The sequence below is a fragment of the Asanoa siamensis genome (assembly GCF_016862555.1).
Lineage (GTDB): Bacteria > Actinomycetota > Actinomycetes > Mycobacteriales > Micromonosporaceae > Asanoa > Asanoa siamensis.
In genome coordinates, this window is record NZ_BONE01000063.1 from 25,713 (window position 1) to 44,561 (window position 18,849).

General features: G+C 71.9%; 20 protein-coding genes. 11 read left to right on the forward strand and 9 right to left on the reverse strand.

Features of this window, described 5'->3' with window-relative positions; genetic code table 11:
* Window positions 1-13: 13 nt before the first annotated feature.
* The gene (locus Asi02nite_RS30170; protein WP_203717393.1) at window positions 14-352 is read left to right on the forward strand and encodes a VOC family protein; all 339 of its coding nucleotides are present in this window, start codon (window positions 14-16) and stop codon (window positions 350-352) included.
* On the opposite strand, the gene Asi02nite_RS30175 is transcribed toward Asi02nite_RS30170, so the two are convergent.
* The 3 genes from Asi02nite_RS30175 to Asi02nite_RS30185 are packed head-to-tail and all read right to left on the reverse strand — an operon-like array spanning window position 349 to window position 3,347.
* The gene (locus Asi02nite_RS30175) at window positions 349-1,704 is read right to left on the reverse strand and encodes an MFS transporter (RefSeq protein ID WP_203717394.1); all 1,356 of its coding nucleotides are present in this window, start codon (window positions 1,702-1,704) and stop codon (window positions 349-351) included. The two genes, Asi02nite_RS30170 and Asi02nite_RS30175, sit on opposite strands and share 4 nt — an antisense overlap.
* Before the next feature lie 55 nt (window positions 1,705-1,759).
* Window positions 1,760-2,851, reverse strand: coding sequence for a hypothetical protein (locus Asi02nite_RS30180; protein WP_203717395.1), 1,092 nt, complete (start codon window positions 2,849-2,851; stop codon window positions 1,760-1,762).
* The gene (locus Asi02nite_RS30185) at window positions 2,838-3,347 is read right to left on the reverse strand and encodes a SigE family RNA polymerase sigma factor (protein WP_203717396.1); all 510 of its coding nucleotides are present in this window, start codon (window positions 3,345-3,347) and stop codon (window positions 2,838-2,840) included. Before Asi02nite_RS30185 ends, Asi02nite_RS30180 begins: the two co-directional genes overlap by 14 nt.
* 174 nt (window positions 3,348-3,521) lie before the next feature.
* On the opposite strand from Asi02nite_RS30185, the gene htpG reads away from it, so the two are divergent.
* The 6 genes from htpG to Asi02nite_RS30215 all read left to right on the forward strand — a co-directional run bounded on the left by htpG (window position 3,522) and on the right by Asi02nite_RS30215 (window position 9,735).
* Window positions 3,522-5,357 (forward strand): molecular chaperone HtpG, encoded by a 1,836-nt coding sequence (htpG, locus tag Asi02nite_RS30190; protein ID WP_373312350.1) that lies wholly within the window; start codon window positions 3,522-3,524, stop codon window positions 5,355-5,357.
* Window positions 5,354-6,004, forward strand: coding sequence for a hypothetical protein (locus Asi02nite_RS30195; RefSeq protein ID WP_203717398.1), 651 nt, complete (start codon window positions 5,354-5,356; stop codon window positions 6,002-6,004). Before htpG ends, Asi02nite_RS30195 begins: the two co-directional genes overlap by 4 nt.
* Window positions 5,983-6,537 (forward strand): hypothetical protein, encoded by a 555-nt coding sequence (locus Asi02nite_RS30200; RefSeq protein ID WP_203717399.1) that lies wholly within the window; start codon window positions 5,983-5,985, stop codon window positions 6,535-6,537. The genes Asi02nite_RS30195 and Asi02nite_RS30200 overlap by 22 nt, the downstream gene beginning before the upstream one ends.
* Window position 6,538: 1 nt before the next feature.
* A complete protein-coding gene (locus Asi02nite_RS30205) occupies window positions 6,539-7,858 on the forward strand; it encodes a flavin-containing monooxygenase (protein WP_203717400.1) in 1,320 nt (439 codons plus the stop codon).
* On the forward strand, window positions 7,855-8,670 hold the full coding sequence (locus Asi02nite_RS30210; protein WP_203717401.1) for an SDR family NAD(P)-dependent oxidoreductase: 816 nt from the start codon (window positions 7,855-7,857) through the stop codon (window positions 8,668-8,670). Before Asi02nite_RS30205 ends, Asi02nite_RS30210 begins: the two co-directional genes overlap by 4 nt.
* 153 nt (window positions 8,671-8,823) lie before the next feature.
* A complete protein-coding gene (locus Asi02nite_RS30215) occupies window positions 8,824-9,735 on the forward strand; it encodes an alpha/beta fold hydrolase (RefSeq protein ID WP_203717402.1) in 912 nt (303 codons plus the stop codon).
* Here the strand turns inward: Asi02nite_RS30215 and Asi02nite_RS30220 are convergent.
* The gene (locus Asi02nite_RS30220; RefSeq protein ID WP_203717403.1) at window positions 9,725-10,108 is read right to left on the reverse strand and encodes a DoxX family protein; all 384 of its coding nucleotides are present in this window, start codon (window positions 10,106-10,108) and stop codon (window positions 9,725-9,727) included. The genes Asi02nite_RS30215 and Asi02nite_RS30220 overlap by 11 nt on opposite strands.
* Before the next feature lie 100 nt (window positions 10,109-10,208).
* Here Asi02nite_RS30220 and Asi02nite_RS30225 point away from each other — a divergent pair, with 100 nt between their 5' ends.
* Complete coding sequence (locus Asi02nite_RS30225) at window positions 10,209-11,369, forward strand: VOC family protein (protein WP_239127246.1); 1,161 nt, start codon at window positions 10,209-10,211, stop codon at window positions 11,367-11,369.
* A 267-nt stretch (window positions 11,370-11,636) separates the two neighbouring features.
* Here Asi02nite_RS30225 and Asi02nite_RS41910 read toward each other — a convergent pair whose 3' ends face one another.
* The 5 genes from Asi02nite_RS41910 to Asi02nite_RS30250 form a co-directional block, all read right to left on the reverse strand.
* On the reverse strand, window positions 11,637-11,918 hold the full coding sequence (locus Asi02nite_RS41910) for a serine hydrolase (RefSeq protein ID WP_239127248.1): 282 nt from the start codon (window positions 11,916-11,918) through the stop codon (window positions 11,637-11,639).
* 106 nt (window positions 11,919-12,024) lie between these two features.
* Window positions 12,025-12,375, reverse strand: a complete 351-nt coding sequence (locus Asi02nite_RS30235) for a hypothetical protein (protein ID WP_203717404.1) — start codon at window positions 12,373-12,375, stop codon at window positions 12,025-12,027.
* Window positions 12,376-12,381: 6 nt separating this feature from the next.
* The gene (locus tag Asi02nite_RS30240; protein WP_203717405.1) at window positions 12,382-12,984 is read right to left on the reverse strand and encodes a class I SAM-dependent methyltransferase; all 603 of its coding nucleotides are present in this window, start codon (window positions 12,982-12,984) and stop codon (window positions 12,382-12,384) included.
* Between the two features lie 26 nt (window positions 12,985-13,010).
* Window positions 13,011-13,535: a COG4315 family predicted lipoprotein gene (locus tag Asi02nite_RS30245; RefSeq protein WP_203717406.1), complete on the reverse strand. Its 525-nt coding sequence runs from the start codon at window positions 13,533-13,535 to the stop codon at window positions 13,011-13,013.
* Window positions 13,536-13,605: 70 nt separating this feature from the next.
* Window positions 13,606-14,706, reverse strand: coding sequence for a sulfite oxidase (locus Asi02nite_RS30250; RefSeq protein WP_239127250.1), 1,101 nt, complete (start codon window positions 14,704-14,706; stop codon window positions 13,606-13,608).
* 119 nt (window positions 14,707-14,825) lie between these two features.
* Between Asi02nite_RS30250 and Asi02nite_RS30255 the strand changes: the two genes are divergently transcribed.
* The 3 genes from Asi02nite_RS30255 to Asi02nite_RS30265 form a co-directional block, all read left to right on the forward strand.
* Window positions 14,826-16,715, forward strand: coding sequence for a lectin (locus Asi02nite_RS30255; protein ID WP_203717407.1), 1,890 nt, complete (start codon window positions 14,826-14,828; stop codon window positions 16,713-16,715).
* A 112-nt stretch (window positions 16,716-16,827) separates the two neighbouring features.
* Window positions 16,828-18,468, forward strand: coding sequence for a lectin (locus Asi02nite_RS30260; protein WP_203717408.1), 1,641 nt, complete (start codon window positions 16,828-16,830; stop codon window positions 18,466-18,468).
* Window positions 18,469-18,542: 74 nt separating this feature from the next.
* Window positions 18,543-18,849: acetylxylan esterase (locus tag Asi02nite_RS30265; protein WP_203717409.1), on the forward strand; the 307-nt coding region annotated here is incomplete at its 3' end.

Below are 18,849 nucleotides of genomic sequence, written 5' to 3' on the forward strand. Positions count from 1 at the left end.
CTAGCATCGCAGGATGACGGTCGACCTGTTCGCGGGCATCTCGGTGCGGGACTTCCAGGGCGCGCTGCGCTGGTACGAGCAGTTGCTGGGCGCGCCGCCCTCGTTCTTCCCGAACGACGTCGAGGCGGTGTGGGAGGTGGCCGAGCACCGGTCGCTCTACATCGAACACCGCCCGGAGCACGCGGGGCACGCGCTCACCACGCTGTTCGTCGACGATCTCGTCGCGCGGGTCGAGGGGATGGCCGCGCGGGGGCTGACACCGGCCATGGACGAGACCTACGAGAACGGCGTACGCAAGGTCACCTACCGCGACCCGGAGGGCAACGAGATCGGCTTCGGCGGCATGTCCTAGCCGGCGCCGGCGCGGTCCAGGGCGTACCGGCGCTGGAAGAGGACCGCGCCGAGCAGCAGCAGGGCCGGGATGAAGCCGTAGCCGTAGCGGACCGCGGTCAGGGCGTCGGCGGACTGGACGACGTCGTCGCCGGTGCTGCCCACGAAGCCGCCGACGGCCAGGCACGCCGCGTACAGGTAGGGGCCGATCGCGCCGCCGGCCGAGTCGGCGGCCGTCCACACGCCGGTGTAGCTGCCGGCGTCGCCGATGTCGCGCCCGGACGCCGCCGCCACCACGTCGGGCAGCATCGCGAACGCCAGCAGTTGCAGCGCGGCGAACGCGATGCCGAGCACGGCGACCGCCGCGACGAGCAGCGCGAGCGGGATCCGGTGCCCGACGACCGCGACCAGGCAGCCCGCCGCGAACACCGCCTGGGCGAGCAGCAGGCCGCGCTGCTTGCCGATGCGCCGCGCGACGACGAGCCAGACCGGGGTGGCCAGCAGCGCGGGCCCGAGGAAGGCGGCCATCAGCACGCTGGTCAGACCTTCCCGACCCAGGGTGTACGTGGCGTAGTAGGGCACTGCCGCGAGCACCAGGTGGGTGGCCGTCGAGGTGAGCAGGAAGGCGGTGACGAGGGGCCGGAAGTGCGGGTCGCGCAGTGAGCTCAGCAGGACCCGGACGCCGCGCAGCCGGGGTGGCGCGGGGTTGGGCGGCAGGCCGGCGACGCTGCCCAGCCGTCTGACGCCGCCGATGCCGACCAGCATCGCGCCCAGCATGCCGGCGGCGAGGGCACACCCCATCACGACATAGCCGGTACGGGTCGGGTCGTCGCCACCCGCGAGCACGGGGGCGAGCACGCCGCTGAGCAGGATGCCGACGGTGAGGACGGCCATCCGGAACGACATGAGCCGGGTGCGCTCGTGGTAGCCGATCGCGAGGTCGGCCGGGGTGGCGAGGTAGGGCACCTGGTAGGCGGCGTACAGCAGGTTGCCGAGGACGTAGAACACGGCGACCCAGACGGCCGCGGCGTTGCCCCGTAGGCCGCCGGGCACCGCGAACATGACGGCGAACGCGAGGGGAAGCGTGCAGGCGACGAGCATGAGCGCGATCCGGTGGCCGTGCCGGGCGCGCTGCGCGTCGGAGAAGTGGCCGACGAACGGGTGCAGCACCACGTCGGCGACCTTCGGGAGGAGCAGCGCGAAGCCGGCGACGAGCGGCGAGACGGCCAGCACGTCGGTGAGGAAGTAGAGCAGGAGCAGGCCCGGGACGGTGATCCAGACACCCATCCCGATCGAGCCGCCGGCGAAGGCGAGGAGCCCGCCGCGGGGAAGCGTCGCGGTGTCGCCGACGGGCTCGGTCCGGGTCCGGGTCATCGGGGCTCCGCCATTCCCCGACGTTAGATGTCGATCGATCCGGTCGCAATGGGCCTTACGTGGGGCGCAGCACGGCGACGCGCCAGGTCGTGTCGCCCTCGCGCCAGGCGAAGCGGTCGGCGGCGGCCAGGGCCGGCATGCGGAGCCCGCTGACGCGCCCCGTGGCGGTGTCGTAGACGGTCGTCTCGGGCCGGCCGTCGCTCGCGCACACGACGAACCGGTCGCCGGCGGTCAGGCGGGCGGTCGCGGTGACGCCGCCGGGCACGGTGTTGACGACGACGGCCCGTCTGTCCAGGACGGACAGTCGGCCCTCGGAGGCCCACGCGAGGTGGGTGGTCGTCGCGGCGAAGACCTGTCCGCCGGTGGGGACGTCGAACCTCGGGGCCCCGGGCACCAGTTGCTGTGTGCCCGTCCGCACGTCGACCTGCCGCAGCTCGCCGGTCGTGTCGTCGACCAGGAACGCGTCGGGGAAGGCGAACGCGACGGCGTGGCCCCGCGCGTCGATCTTGCGCGGCGCGCCGGCGCAACCCTCGGCGTACCAGGCCTGGCCCGCCTCGTCCGTCCACAGTAGTGTGTCGTCGCTGACCTGGATCGGGTTGTCCCGCTTCAGAACGCCGCGGTCGCCGACCTGCCGGGGTTCGCGCGTGCCGCCCGCACACATCACCTGGAAGTCGTGCCGGTCGCCGTCGCGGTGGTCGGCCCACACCACGATGTCCTGTCCGGCTGCGGCGGCCCAGGCATGCGGCGAGCGGGCGAGCGTGCGGGTCGGGGCGCCGGGTGTGTCGACCGACAGCTCCTGCTCCGGGCCACCGACGACCACACCGGTCGGCCCGACGGAGTCGACGCGGTCGAGGTCGTAGGTGGTGACGTCCGTGACGAGCGCGGCGATCTCGGGCGGCAGCGCGCTCGCGGCGCTGGGACCGGCGGCCGCGCCGGTGCCGGACGGACCCGGGCGGCCGCTGACCCAGCCGACGGCGGGCACGACCAGCACGAGCGCGGCGGCGACGGCAGCGGTGGCGACGACCCGTCGGCGCCGGCGCCTGTGCACGATCGCCGTGGTGATCCGGTCTGCGAGGCCGGCGGGCGGTCGGAGGTCGGCGCCGGCCCGGGAGAGGTGGTCGCCGAGCGTACGCTCAAGCTGATCCATGACGGGCCTCCTCGCCGCGAAGCAGGTGGCGCAGGCGGGCCAGGCCCCGCGAGGCCTGGCTCTTGACGGTGCCCGGCCGGCACCCGAGCACGTCGGCGATCTCCGCGTCGGCCATGCCGTCGAGATACCGCAACACGAGCACGGCCCGCGTCCGCTCGGGCAGCCCCCGCAGGGCGACGTCGATCTCGGCCGCGTCATGGAGGCGCTGCAGCCCTCGGTCGTCGACGGCGGCGTCGGGCGGCTCGGCGACGGGATACTCACGGGTGCTCCGCCGCCAGCGGTCGACCATGAGCCGGGCCATGGTGGTCCGCACGTACCGCTCGGGATCGTCCTTGTTCCGGACGCGATGCCAGGCGAGACCGGTGCGGACCAGCGCTTCCTGAACGAGATCCTCGGCATCCTGCGGAGTGCCGGTCAGCACGAACCCGTAACGGTAGAGCGCCGGCAACCGACTGGCCACGAACGCGTCAAAGTGGACCATCCCCGCATCGGGCATCCGCACACCTCCGCACCCAGAGACGAAAAACCCGACCCAGCGGTTGCGTCATTCGGCGAATTTCCGAGTTTCCTGACGATCGAGGTCGCCTGCCGCCTCGCCGGCGGGATTCGTGTCGGTGGGGACCTTTACCATCATGCGCGGACGGTCGGTCACCGGTGGGGGTGCTTGCTGATGGAGACGCTGGAGTTTCAAGCCGAGGCGCGGCAGCTGCTGCAGTTGATGATCCATTCGATCTACTCGAACAAGGACATCTTTCTGCGGGAGCTGATCTCGAACGCCTCCGATGCGTTGGACAAGCTGCGGCTCGCCGTGTTGCGGGACGGGGTCGAGGGCGACCTCTCCGACCTACGGATCGAGATCGAGGTCGATCCGGCCGCGCGGACCCTCACCGTTCGGGACAACGGCATCGGGATGACCCGTGACGAGGTCGTCGAGCTCATCGGCACCATCGCGAGGTCCGGCACCGCCGAGCTGATCAAGAAGCTGGCCGACGCCAAGGGTGACGCCGAGCTGATCGGGCAGTTCGGGGTCGGGTTCTACTCGACCTTCATGGTCGCCGACACGGTCACCCTCGTCACCCGCAAGGCCGGCACCGAGGGGCACGGCACCCGGTGGGAGTCCGCCGGGGAGGGCACCTACACGATCGACGACGCCCCGGACGCGCCCGTCGGCACCACCGTCACCGTGCGGCTTCGGCCGAAGGACGAGGAGGACGCGCTCTTCGACTACGCCGCGGAGCCGAAGGTCCGCGAGATCGTCAAGCGCTACTCCGACTTCATCGCCTTCCCGATCAGGATGGGCGACGAGACGCTCAACTCGATGAAGGCGCTCTGGGCCCGCCCCCGCAGCGAGGTCTCCGACGACGAATACCACCAGTTCTACAAGCACATCAGCCACGACTGGGCCGACCCGCTGGAGATCGTCAATCTCAAGGCCGAGGGCACCTTCGAATACGAAGCGCTGCTGTTCATCCCGTCCACCGCCCCGTTCGACCTGTTCCACCGCGACTCCGCCCGCGGCCTGCAGCTCTACGTCAAGCGCGTCTTCATCATGGACGACAGCCGCGAGCTGCTCCCCGAATACCTGCGCTTCGTCAAGGGCGTCGTCGACGCGGCCGACCTGTCGCTCAACGTCTCCCGCGAGATCCTCCAGCAGGACCGCCAGATCCAGCTCATCCGCCGCCGACTGGTCAAGAAGGTCCTCTCGACGATCAAGGACCTCCAGCAGAACCAGCCGGAGAAGTACGCCACCTTCTGGCGCGAGTTCGGCCGCGCGCTCAAGGAGGGCCTGCTCAACGACACCGACAACCAGAAGGCCATCCTGGACGTCGCCTCGTTCGCCTCCACCGCGGGCCCCGAGCCTACGACCCTGGCCGACTACGTGGGCCGGATGAAGGAGGGTCAGGACGCCGTCTACTACCTGACCGGCGACTCCCGCGCCCAGGTCGAGAACTCGCCGCACATGGAGGCGTTCCGGGCACAGGGCTACGAGGTGCTGATCCTCACCGACCCCGTCGACGAGATCTGGGTCGACGCGGTGCCCGACCACGACGGCCGCAAGCTGCAGTCGATCGCGCGCGGCTCCGTCGACCTGCCCACGCCCGACGCGGAGCAGGAGCCCGAGGGTGACTTCGCCCCGCTGCTCGGTTTCCTCAAGGAAACCCTCCAGGAGCAGGTCAAGGAGGTACGGCTGACGCACCGCCTGACCACCTCACCGGCCTGCCTCGTCGGCGACGCGGACGACCTCCCGCCCGCGCTGGAGAAGATGTACCGGGCCATGGGCCAGGAGCCGCCGCGGGTCAAGCGCATCCTGGAGCTGAACCCGCACCACCCGCTGGTCGAGGGCCTACGGGCGGCGCACGAGCGGCAGGCCGACGACCCGGGGCTACCGGACACGGCCGAGCTGCTGTACGGCACCGCCCTGCTCGCGGAGGGCGGCGACCTCGAAGACCCGGCCCGCTTCGCCAAGCTCCTGGCGGACCGGCTCGCCCGTACCCTCGGCGGATGATCTGGCTCGTGCTCTGGCCGCGCGAGGCGAAGCGCGGGTCGCCCACCCACACCCCCCGGTTCGGCGACGCCGCGATCGAGCTCAGCACCTACTGCCAGGACACGCTGAACGTGACGTTCGACGGAGGGGCGTGGTTGCGGCGGCGGTTTCCCGCGGGGAGCCTGATCTGCCTGAAGGTGGAGGCGCAGGAGGTCGGGTCGGTCGTCGTCGGGCGGCCCCATGCGAAGGGCCCCGACGGCGTGCCCAAGGAGATCCGCTGTCCGGTCGGGCTGCCGCTGGGCTGGTTCGCGGAACCGGGCGACGGCCTGCTCGCGGTCCGGATGATGCGCGCCTGCGTCACCGCGCTCGCGACGCTCGGCGACCACTACGAGATCGGCATGCCGGCTCTGAGGTCGAGCCGTAGGCAGCACCACGTCATCGACCCGTTCGTGCCCCGCGTGACCGCGCCGTCGCCCTACACCGACGCGGCCCGCACGATCGACGGCCTCGCCGCCGGCCCGGGGCGACTGCTGGTCGTCGCCAAACCGTCAAAGGACCGGTCGGGCCGGCAGCGGGCCGTGGCCGAGCGGCTGGGCCAGGTCGAGGCGCCGGTGACCGTGCGCGGTCGGGAGGAGAAGCTCACCGTATGGCCGGTCCGGCAGCACTGACCTGGCATCTCGCGGACAGCGGGACCGCCGCGCAGACACGGAGACTGCGCGACGCCGTCGCCGCGGTCGACGGCTGGCTTCACGCCTGGCCGAGTTTCCTGCGGGTGACGGTCACGCGGGCGGTCGAGATCCACGTCCGCACGGCACCCGAGCCCGCGACGGCCTGGGAGGCGGACCGGGCGATCGTCACCCTGCCCGAGGCGATGCTCGCGGGCGACACCGCGGCGCTGCGGATGGCGTTGCTGGAGGCGAGCCTGGCGGTGGTCGAAACGGCGGCGCAGCGCGGGCGGGCGGCCGATCGGCCCCGTTCGGCGCCCACCGAAGCCCGCGACGGAGACGACATCGAGTCGCTCGCCGCGGAGTTGGAGGCGTTGCAGCCGACGGAGGTGCTCGTCTTCGGCCGCGTCGACGGGCCGGACCAGTTCGACGATCTTGACGCGTACGTCATGGATCGGGTCGAGTCAGACGACGAGGCGGTCGCCGACACGGCCGGGGGTCCGGCCACCGCGACCTGGCTCGTGGAGCTGATCTGACGTGGCTGCCGAGGTCGTGGTGATCGGTGCCGGGCCCGCCGGGCTCGCCACGCTGAAGGCGCTCGCGGACCGTGGCGTACCCGCCGTGTGTTTCGACGCCGGCGATCGGCCGGGCGGGCTCTGGGTCCTCGGCGGCCCGGGCTCCGGCGCCTACCGGACGCTGCACCTCAACACGAGCCGCACGCGTACGCAGTTCGCCGACCTGCCGATGCCCGCCGACTGGCCCGACTACCCGAGCCACGACCGGATCCTGGCTTATCTCATCGACTATGCCGACCGCTTCGGCCTGGGGAAGGCGATCCGGGCGCGGCACGTCGTCCGCCGTGTGCGCCGCGCGCCCGACGGCGGATGGTCGGTCGAGGCCGACGGCCCGGACGGCCCGGTCGTCACGAACGCCCGCGCGGTCGTGGTCGCGTCCGGGCACAACAGCGTCGCCCGCTGGCCCGACCCGCCGCTGCTCGGGCTGACGGCACCGCAGACGCACAGCCACGACTACCGCGACCCGGCGCAGTTGGCTGGTCGCCGGGTGCTCGTCGTCGGCGGCGGGAACTCCGCGATGGACATCGCCGCAGACGCCTCCAACGTGGCGGAGCGGACCGTCCTGTCGCTGCGCCGCGGCGTCTGGATCGTGCCGAAATACCTGTTCGGCCGCCCGTCGGACACGCTCAACGGTGCGCTCGCGACCCGCCTGCCGTGGCGGCTGCGGCAGGCGGTGAGCCAGACGATGCTGCGCGTCGCGACAGGCCGACCCAGCGCGTACGGGCTGCCCGCGCCGGTGCACGGCTTCCTCCAGGACCATCCGACGCTCTCCGACGTGCTGCTGTCCCGCGTCGGCCACGGCGAGATCGCGGTCCGCGGCGCCCTGCGCCGGGCCGACGGCAGCACGGTCGAGTTCGCCGACGGGACCAGCGAGGAGGTCGACCTCGTGGTGTGGTGCACCGGCTACCGGGCCGAGATCCCGTTCCTGGACCAGCCCGTACCCGGTGACCGGGTGCCGCTCTACCGCCACGTCTTCCACCTCGACGAGCCCGGCCTGTTCTTCGTGGGCCTGATGCAGTCGACCGGCTCCGCGTTGCCGGTCGTGGAGGCGCAGGCGCGCCTGGTCGCGGCCTACGTCGCCGGCCGGTACGCCCTCCCGGCGCCCGACCGGCAGCGGGCCGACCGGGCGGCCCGGCTGCGCGCCGCCGAGCGCCGGTGGGGCGACCGCCGGCCCGCGATGCGGATCGACTTCGACGCCTATCTCGCGCTCGCGACCGTCGAGCTGCGCCAGGGCGAGCGCCGCGTGGCGCGGGGCACGGGACAGCGTTGGGAGGCGCGGTGAGCGCACTGCACGGACGGCGAGTCGTCATCACGGGCGCGGCCGGCACGGTGGGCCGGGCGCTGTGCCGCGCGTTGACGGAGCAGGGCGCGCGGGTGATCGGCCTGGACCTCGCCGCACCCGACGACGCTCCGGTGCCGGTGCTCGCCTGCGACCTCACCGACCATGCGGCCGTCCCGACGGCGGTCGACGCCGCCGTCGCCCGGCTCGGCGGCCTGGACCTGCTGGTCAACAACGCCGGCATCGGCGGGCCGGCGCCGGCCGAGCTGCCACCGGACGCGACGGTGCGCCGCCAGCTCGAGGTGAACCTGCTCGCCGCCTGGGCGACGACCGCCGCGGCGCTCCCGGCACTGGAGGCATCCCGCGGCCGCGTCGTCTTCATCGCGAGCCGGATGGCGGCGCTACCGCTGCCGCTGGCCGCGGCGTACGGGGTGAGCAAGCGGGCCCTGGTCGCCTACGCCGACGCGCTGCGCCTGGAGGTCGGCACCCACATCGGGGTGACGGTGGTCTACCCCAGCATGATCGCCTCACCGATCCACGACTCGACGGCCGCGGCGGGGCTGTCGCTGGAGGGGGTGTCCCGCTACGAGCCGATCGAGGGCGTCGTCGGCGCGGTCGTCCGGGCGGCGACGGCGCGCCGCGCACCGGCCGACCTGGCCACGACCCGCCGCGGCCGGGTGGAGCTGACGATCGCGCGGCATCTTCCGGGCCTGGCGCGGCGGATGGTCAACCGCACGGTCGCCGGGCGCCTCGCCGCGGGCGCCTTCGACGGCGCGGCCCTCGCGGAAGGCCTCCGCCGCCGCGCCAGAGACTGACGGAAGAGGTGCCGACACTGCTGCGTGGCGTTGATCCGCGAGCGCCTACGGAGATGACGACAAACCAAGGTGAGTTGGTCCGCGCCCGGCCGCCCTTTCTCGCAGCACTTGTTTCGAGAGAGTTGTTTCGAGAACATGTGGCGGGAGGCGTTGATGGATCAAACCTGGGACGACCCGGTCGTGGCCGCGCTGTCCAGCCTGGTGGGAGACGGCGTCGTGCGGCGTGGGCTGAGCCGCGGCAATGGCCGGCAACTGCGTTGGGTCGAGACCGGCGGCAACGCGCCGACCGTCGTCCTGGTGGCCGGTGCCGGCGAGGTCGCCCTCGACTGGGCCGTCCTGCTGCCGCGGCTCGCCGGCCGGTACCGCGTCGTCGCCTACGACCGGGCCGGGCTGGGTGCCAGCGACCGCGTCCGGCCGCTGACCGTGCGGTCCCAAGTGGACGATCTCGTCGCGTTGCTGGACGACGTCGGTCCCGCCGTGCTCGTCGGTCATAGCTGGGGCGGGCTTTTGGCCGAACTGGCCGCCTGCGCCCGGCCCCAGAGCGTCGTGGGTCTGGTCCTCGTCGAACCCTTCCACGAGGACACGACGACCGCCGTGCCGTGGAGGCTGCGGGCCGCGTCCACCGCCATGCTCAACGGGATCGTGGCGCTGAAAGCCGTCGGTCTGTTTCCGCGGATCGCCGCCGGCATGGGGCGTGCGCTGGCCGAACGTTGCACGGCGGATCCGCGTACCCGGGCGCTGATCACCGCCGCCTACCTCGCCTCGTACTCCTCCATCGGCAACGTCGCGACCATCCGTGCGGAGAACCGGCTGGCCGACGTGCACACCGACCAGACCCGGGCGGCTCGCGCGTGGTCGCCTCGGCCCGACGTACCGATGCGGATCCTGACCGCAACCCGCGGCAAGCCGCCCGCCCTGCGACAGCGATCGCACGACCTGGCCGACGCGACCGCCGCGGGGTTTCCCCGCGGCGAGCGTCGCGTCGTGGCCGACACCGGCCACTACATCCACAAGGACCAGCCGGCGGCTGTCGCCGAAGCTATCGCGGACGTCGTCACCCCGTGAAGGGTGCCGGGCCGAAGCGTCCCCAGGCGAGGAAGACCGCCAGCGCCAGGTAGACGAGGTCCGCCGCGATCGTCGTACGCTCGCCCCGGCGCAGCCGCATCACGACCGCGCCCGTGAACAGCAGCGCGACACACACCGCGGTCACCGGCACGAGGACCGGCGCGATGTCCAGCAGGGCCGGCAGCACCAGGCCGGCCGCGGCGAAGATCTCGAGGGTGCCGATCGCCCGCAAAGCGCCCGGGCTGAAGTCCAGCACCCATTCGGCGGCCGCGCCCGCTCGGGCGATCCGCTCCCTGGGCACGAACATCTTGGACGTGCTCACCAACAGCACCGCGGCCAACAACCCGGCGACGATCCACAGCGCGACGTTCATGACATCTCCTGTCCGATAGTGGCTACGAACGGAAGACGAGACGGCCGCGTACGCCATGAACGGTCGTAACCGGGGTCACAGGCGCTCTAGAGTGCCGGGCATGGCATGGAAGATGGTCGACGGTGTGGTGACGGCGTGGTTCGACGCGCCCTCGCTGATCGCGGGGGCCGCGCTGGCCGCGCGCGTCGCGGAGCTGTCGGCCGGGACCGTGGTCGACCTGCGTGCGACGGGCGTGCGGGTACGCCTCGACGCACCCGCCCACGCCGAGGCGGTGTCGGCGGCCGCGCGCGATCTCGGCCTGACCGCGAACCCGGCCGTGCCACAGCAGGTGAGCGTCGTCATCGAAGCCGCGAATCCGGCCGAGGTCCGCGGGTTCTGGCAGCGGGTGCTCGACTACATGCCGGATGCCGACGGCGGCCTGACCGATCCGCTGGGCCGCGACCCCACGCTCCGGATCCGCCGGTCGACCGAGCCCCGGCCCTTGCGCAACCGCATCCACCTGGACGTGGTGCGCCCGGAAGCCGCGGCCACGCAGGCGAGCCCCGGCGAGGCATCGGGCCCGTACGGGGTCCGGCACAGCGACCCCGACGGCAACGAGGTCGACCTGGTGCCGGGCGCGCCACTCGGCGAAAGCTCGAGGACAGCCGACTGGCAGTCGGTCTTCAGCGCGATGGCGTGCTACCGCGTCGCCACGCGGACGCAGCAACGTGACCTGGCCACCGCGGCCGCGGCACTGGCCGACGACAGGCGCTTCCCGCTGCTGATCGACCTGCGCCCCGGACTCGTCATCCTCGACAGCGGCAAGGACCAGTGGGAGGACGACGCCCACGGCCTCGATGTCGACTTCACCGACCTCGCGGGAGACATCCAGACCGCCGCCCGCGACCTGGGGGCGACCGCCGACCCGGGCCTGCCACGCTTCGCCCAGCTCTTCCTCGACGCCGCCGACGTCGCGGCGGTGCGGGCGTTCTGGGTAGCCGCCCTCGGATACACCCACGACCGGCGCGCGGGAGTCAGCGACATCCACGACCCATGCCGCCTGAACCCGGTGCTGGTGTTCCAGGAGCTGGACGCGTCGGAAACGGAGCGCCGCCGCCAGCGCAACCGCGTCCACGTGGAGCTCGCGATGCCACCCGACACCGCGACGACCCGCCTCGCCACGACCCTCGCGGCCGGCGGCCGCCTCCTCGACGAGCAGGGCGACCGCCGGCGGATCGCCGACCCCGAAGGCAACGAACTCGTGCTCGTCAGCGGCGCCTGAACACCGGGTGAGCACGATGCCCGTCACGCCGTGCGCCGGGTCCGCGTACGTGGACGTGCCGCTGCCGCCGTCCCAGCCGAACTGGCCCATCGGCGCGTAGTCGCCGCGGTACGTGCGCACCGCCGTCCCGAAGCCCCAACCCCCGTGCTGTCCCTGACCGAACGACAGGTGGACGTTGTTGACGGCCATCGCGTGCCGGGCCGCCTGCTGCTCCGCCGTCAGCCGGTTCGTGGTCATCAGCTCCACCGCCGCCCGCGACAGGATCCGTTACCACCGCTCCCCGGGCTGGTACATCAGCGGCAGCGTGTCCATGCCGAGGCCGAACGTCGACGTCAGCACGTCGCGCACCATGATCGGTCGCCGCCGCGGCACCGTCTCGTCGAGCGGGCCGTCCAGGCGCTTCAGGACCTGCCGGTTCGCGAGTTCCGGCAGCCACGGCTCGACCAGGTCGTCCAGCCGCAGCCGGCACTCGTCGAGCAGGACCATCGCCGCCGCGACCGAGACCGGTTTCGACGTCGACGCCATCCGGAAGTTCGTGTCCCGGCGCATCTATGCCCCGCCGTCGTGGCGCATCGTCCCGATCGCCTCGACGTGCGTCTCGTCGTCCCGGCTGACCAGGGCCACCACCGGCTGACGCCGTCCTGACACCGCGCGGTCAGGCGCCGTAGGGCCGGTAGAAGAACAGCGCCCAGACCAGCGGCGCGGCGGCGACGGGGGCCAGGGCGAGGGCGAGGATCCGGAACCAGACCGGGAATCGGGTACGCGTCGCGAGCAACGCCGCCAGCAGGACGTAGCCGCACGACAGCACCGCGCTCGGCAGCACGGCCACCGGCTCGGCACCGCAGTCCGACGCGTCCTCGGCCCACGGCTGCCGGCACGGTGTCGACGGCGCCATCGACAGCAGCAGGCCGACGGCCGACAGGCAGCCGATCGGCAGCAGTGGCAGGGCCAGCAGCGCCAGAGCGACGTTCACCCCGACCCGCGGCCGCCCACCCGGCGTCGTCATCACCGATCAGCGCCGGGTGGCCAGGACCAGGGTCGTGTCGATCGTCAACGGAACCTCGTCGGCGAAGACGCCGGCGAGGTCGGCCAGCACCGCGTCCCGCAGGAGCCCCGGCAGCATCCGGAACTGCGACCGGGTCTGCGCCAGGCCCAGGTAGTCGGCCTTCCACACCGTGCGGTCGCTGCGGTAATGCTGGCTCGCCAGGCTGCCGAACGCCGCCACCTCGGCGAGTTCGGAGCCCGGCCAGCGGTGCCGGACGTCGCCGGGGCCGAGTGGGTCGTCGTGCACGGTCACGGCCGGCGCGTGCGACGCGTACACGTCGAGCATGGCCTGTCGCATCGATGGGTCGGCGACGCGTTCGTTGTGCCAGAACAGCGCCGGCGTCCCGCCCGCCGCCATCGCGGCGTCCGGTTCCACCGCCACGACGGGCACGCCACGCTCGGCGAACGCCACCGTCGCCCGGCCGGTGCCCGCGCCCACCTCGAGCGCGGGCCCGGCCAGATGGCTGTAGCCCAGGACGTCGTCGACCAGCGCGGCCGGAAACGGCAGCCGGACCCGGTCGTAGTCCTCCGCGACCTCACCGAAGACCCTGCCCGCGGGACGCTTCTCCACGGGCGCAGCTTACGGCCGCGCGGTTCCTAGTAGGTGACGCCGCCGGCCGGCGACTGGCCGCCGGACGTGATCGCGTCGCCGTTCGGGTTGACGAGCCACCACAGCGCGCCGAAGGCGTTGACGCCCTGGCCGTTGGTCTGGCCCGGCGACGTGTCGGCGACGAAGTAGTACAACGGGTGGTTGTTGTAGGTCGCCTGCTTCGTGTTGTCCTGCCGGTTCGACGTCGCGAGCTTGCCCGCGTCGACGCCGTTGCCGGCCACGACCGCGCCCTGCGTCACCAGCGGCGGCCACTGGGCCGCGCAGGCGCCGTTGCACGTCGACGTGTTGCCGGTGTCGGCCACGAACAGGTACAGCGACCGGCCCTGGCCGTCGGTCAGGTAGGCGCCGTTGGGCCCGTTGCGGGTCTGCACGGTGACGCTGGCCGGCGGTGCGTTCTTCGCGTCGTTGACGTCGGCCGCCGTGGTCGCCGCCGTCGCGCCCGCGACCACGAGGGCCGCACCCGCCACGCCGACCCCGATTTTCGCCCAGAACCCTTTCGAACGCCCAGACATGGCGCTGTTCCTTCCCCCCGATGAAACAGTTACCAAAGGCCGACGCTACGCCGGGGGTGCGGGGGAGCGGTCAGTCTTCCAGGCAGGTGACCGGGATTTGGTGGGCCGCGTTGTTGACGAAACCACCGCGGTTCCAGGGGGCGTCCACGGGCTGGACCTCGCCGTCCGTGGTGGTCGCGCGGGCGGTGACGAGGTGCTCGCCGGGGGTGGCGAGCCAGGAGTGGCTCCAGCGCCGCCAGGCCCAACGGTGACCGCCGTCGTCCGCCAGCGTCGCCGCGGCCCACGTGGCGCCGCCGTCGACGCTGACCTCGACCCGGGCGACGGGCGCGCGACCCGACCAGGCGCGGCCTTCCAGCAGGACCGGGCCGGGCCGGACGACCCGGCCGCGGGTCATGAAGTCCGGGAAACCGGGCGGGATCACCAGCGCGCGCGGCGCGATCCGGGTGATCGGCACACCGGCCTCGTCGGACGACTGGCGCACCACGTACGCCTTCTGCTGGAAGCCCGTGAACTCGTGGTCGAGCACCTCGACCCGGCGCAGCCACTTGACGTTGGTCATCCCGTACCAGCCGGGCACCAGCAGCCGCAGCGGGAAGCCGTGCTGCGGGGCGAGCGGTGCGCCGTTCATCTCGTACGCGAGCAGCACCTCGGGGTCGAGGGCCTCGGCCAGGGTGAGCTTGCGCTGGTAGTCCTGCTCGACCCCGCGCTCCACACCGTGGTCGGCGCCGGTGAAGACCACGTCGACGGCGTCGGGCCGGACGCCCGCGGCCAGCAGCACGTCACGCAGCGGGACGCCGGTCCACTCGGCGGTGCCGACCGCCTCGACCAGCCACGGCTGGCTCACGGGGCGCGGCTCGAGGCGGGCCCGGCCGTTGCCAGCGCACTCCATGGTCGAGCGGACGGTCGTCGCCGGCATCGCCTTCAAGGCCGCCAGGTCGATCGTCAGCGGGCGGTCGACGAGCCCGTCGATGCGCAGCGACCACGCGTCCGCGTCGACGAACGGGATGTCGTAGTGGATCAGCAGGTAGTGCAGCCCCGGCGGCGTCAGGTCGTAGCGCATCGCCTCGAGCGGCATGCCGTGGTTGCGCGCGGCCAGGCCGAGCTCCGGCTGGCTGACGCCCTCACCGGCGTCGGCCACCCGGCTGGGGGTGCTGATCTCGTCGAGTCTCACGGGCTGACTGTACCGGCCGTCCCACGTACGCATTGACATCGATCTGTAAAGGGTGTTTCCTATTATCCACCCCTGTCGGCGAGGGCGGTGACAAATCCACCCACTGAGGAAGGATCCGCATGTCCCGAGCACGGATCGCCGGCAGCCTCGCGCTGGGCCTGGTGGTGGCGGCACTGGTCGTCGCCGAACCCGCGCGAGCGGCGAACGAACCCGTCAACGTCTGGCTGACCACGACCTCCGACGGCGGCGGCCGCACCGTCACCCGCGGCCTGCAGCAGCAGGGCGCGATCGCGTTCGCGGCCAGCAGCCCCGGCGCCACCCACACGATCACCGTCAACGAGAACACCCGCTACCAGACGTTCGAGGGCGCCGGCGCGTCGATCACCGACACCACGGCGTACCTCCTGCGGGGTGGTCCGGTCAGCGCGGCCACCCGCGACAGCGTGATGCGCGCGCTGTTCTCGCCGACCGACGGCATCGGCCTCTCGTTCGTGCGCAACCCGATCGGGGCGTCGGACCTCTCCCGGCCCGGCAACGTCTCGCTCGACGACACGTGCTGCAACCTCAACGACTTCCATGCCAACGGGTACGACACGAACGTGCGGCTGCTGACGCAGCAGGCCCGCCAGCTCAATCCGGCCCTGCGCGTCAAGGGCGTCCCGTGGAGCGCGCCCGGCTGGATGAAGGACAACGGCCGGATGGACCAGATGGGCTGGCTGCAGTCGCAGTACTACCCGATGTACGCCCAGTACTTCGTGCGGTACGTGCAGATGTACCAGACGGCCGGCATCCCGGTGAACTACGTGTCCGTGCAGAACGAGCCCAACTGCTGCCAGGCCGGCAACCCGACGGCGATGAACTACCCGGGGATGAGTTGGAACTCGTCCGGGCTGCTGGAGTTCACCAAGAACCACCTGTTCCCGGCGTTCCGGGCCGCGGGCATCACGACCAAGGTGATGGTGCACGACTGGAACTACGGCGACTGGGGCCAGATCGGGGCCGGCATCGTCGCGGACGCCGCGCTGCGCAACGACCCGCTGTTCGCCGGTGTCGCCTGGCACGGTTATGCCGGCAGCCCGTCGGTCGGCTCGCAGGTGAAGAGCCAGTATCCCGCGGTGCGGCAGTTCTCGACGGAGCACTCCGGCGGCACGTGGATCGGCAACCAGCACAACGAGGACATGGCCGACATCGTCAACTACACCCGCAACTGGAGCGAGTCGGTCGTCAAGTGGAGCCTCGCGCTCAACCAGTCGATGGGTCCGCACAACGGTGGCTGCGGCACCTGCACCGGGCTGATCACCGTGCAGGAGGGCGGTTCCCGGGCCGGGCAGGTCGACTACACCATCGAGTACTACACGACCGGGCACCTGACCAAGTTCGTCCGGCCGGGGGCACAGCGGATCGACTCGACGGCCAACGGCACGGTGCAGAACGTGGCGTGGCGCAACAGTGACGGGTCCAAGGCCCTGATCGCCCATAATGGGGGGACAGGCAGCCAGTCCGTGCGCGTCGTCTGGGGTGGACAGTCGTTCACCTACACGCTGCCGGCCCGGACCACCGCGACGTTCACGTGGTCGGGCACGCAGGGTGGTGGCGGCGGTCCGACCGATCCGCCGCCCACCGGGCGGACCGGTCCGATCACCGGGCTCGGGGGCAAGTGCCTCGACGTCGCCGGAGCCAACCCCGCCGACGGTACGGCGGTGCAGGTCTACGACTGCAACGGCACCGCGGCGCAGCAGTGGACGATCGGCACCGACGGCACGGTGCGGGCGTTGGGCAAGTGCCTCGACGTGCGGGACCAGTCGACGGCCAACGGCGCCAGGGTCCAGATCTGGACGTGTACGGGCGGCGCGAACCAACGCTGGACGGCGACCGCGGCCCGTGACCTGGTCAGCGCGAGCGCGAGCAAATGCCTCGACGTGACGGGCAACAGCTCGGCCAACGGCACGCCGGCGCAGATCTGGACGTGCACGGGGGCGGCCAACCAGAAGTGGAACGTGCCGGCCTAACATCGATGAACGTTGACTGATCGGACCTCTCGGGTTTACCGTGGGGTCCGATCGCTCAACAAATCCGACAATGTGGCCATTCGGCGGTGGCCCTTGAGGGGAGAAAGACCCGATGGGTATCACACGCCGAACCGTGCTCGCGGGCGCCTCTGCTTCGGCTGCCGCGCTTGCCGTCACCCCGTCCGCCGCTGCCGCCGCTCCCAGTCCGCCCGGCGACGTGGTCGGGAAGATCTCGGTGGGTTACCAGGGTTGGTTCGCCTGCCCGGGTGACGGTGCCCCGATCGGTGGGTGGTGGCACTGGTCGCGGGATCGGTTCCAGCCGCCGTCGCCGTCGAACACGACGATCGTGTCCTGGCCCGACATGCGTGAGTACACGCGGGGGTACACGACCGCGTACCCGAATCTCGGCAATGGGCAGCCCGCGCAGCTGTTCTCGTCCTATGACGACCAGACCGTCGACACGCACTTCCGGTGGATGCAGCAGCACGGGTGCGACACGGCGGCGCTGCAGCGGTTCAACCCGGTCTCGGGGGAGGGGCCGACGCGGGACGCGATGACGCAGAAGGTGCGGCTGGCGGCCGAGCGCTACGGGCGCAAGTTCTACATCATGTACGACGTTACGAGCTGGACGAACATGCAGTCGGAGATCAAGTCCGACTGGACGTCGAAGATGTCGGCGCACGTGTCGTCGCCGGCTTATGCCCGGCAGAACGGCAGGCCGGTCGTGTGCATCTGGGGCTTCGGGTTCAACGACCCCGGGCGGCCGTTCGCGCCGGCGCCCTGCCTCGACGTGGTCAACTGGTTCAAGGCGCAGGGCTGTTACGTGATCGGCGGCGTGCCGACGTACTGGCGGCAGGGCATCAACGACTCGCGGCCGGGCTTCTCGGCGGTCTATCACGCGTTCAACATGATCTCGCCGTGGATGGTCGGGCGTACCGGTGATCTGGCGGGGTTGGACTCGTTCTATGCGAACGTGAACGTGCCGGACAAGGCCGACTGTGATGCGAGCGGGATCGACTACCAGCCGTGCGTGATGCCGGGTGACCTGTCGTCCGGGCATCGGCGGCACGGTGACTTCTACTGGCGGCACCTCTACAACATGATCCGGCTTGGGTCCGCGGGGCTGTATGTGTCGATGTTCGACGAGTACAACGAGGGCAACCAGATCGCGAAGACGTCGGAGAGCGCGGCCACGACGCCGCCGGGGATCCGGGCGCTGGACGAGGACGGCACGTTCTGCTCGTCGGACTACTACCTGCGGATCACCGCCGACGGCGGCCGGATGCTCAAGGGACAGCTCGCGCTGACCGCGACGCGGCCGACGCAGCCGGTGGTGGGTGGTCAGCCGCCGCTGCCGGGTGGAGCGTCGGGGCTGCGGTCGCGGGCCAACAACCTGTGGGTGCAGGCGTCCGACGCGGGCAACGGTCCGCTGGTCGCCCGGGGGACGGCGCTGGGCGCGTGGGAGGGGTTCGACGTCGTCCCGGTGGCCGGCGGCAACGTGGCGTTGCGGGCGCGGGTCAACGGTCGCTACGTCTGCGCGGAGAACGCGGGTGCGGCGGCGCTGGTCGCCAACCGCACGGCGGTCGGGGGTTGGGAGACCTTCCGCCTGGTCCGCAACGGGAACGGCACGGTCAGCCTGCAGGCGACGGTCAACGGGCGGTACGTCTGCGCGGAGAACGCCGGCGCGGGACCCCTGATCGCCAACCGCGCGTCGATCGGCCCGTGGGAGCAGTTCGACCTGTCGACCGTGTGACGCACTTCCTGGCCAGCGGCCGCGGCGCCTGGTAGAACGACGTCTACCCGACCCGCGGCCGCTGGGAGCACAGCATGCAGTTCGACCTGGACCTCGACGAGCTCGCCGCCTACCGCTACGACGAGCCGGAGCCGGACGACTTCGACGCGTTCTGGTCGCGCACGCTGGAGGAGGCCGGCCGGATCCCGGTGGCGGCGCAGTTCGCGCCCTACGACTCGCTGCTGCGCACGGTCGAGGCGTTCGACGTGACCTTCGCGGGCTACGGCGGCGACCCGATCAAGGGCTGGCTCATCCTGCCCGCGGACCGCTCCGGCCCGTCGCCGACGATCGTCGAATACATCGGGTACGGCGGCGGCCGCGGCGAGCCGCTGGAGTGGCTGG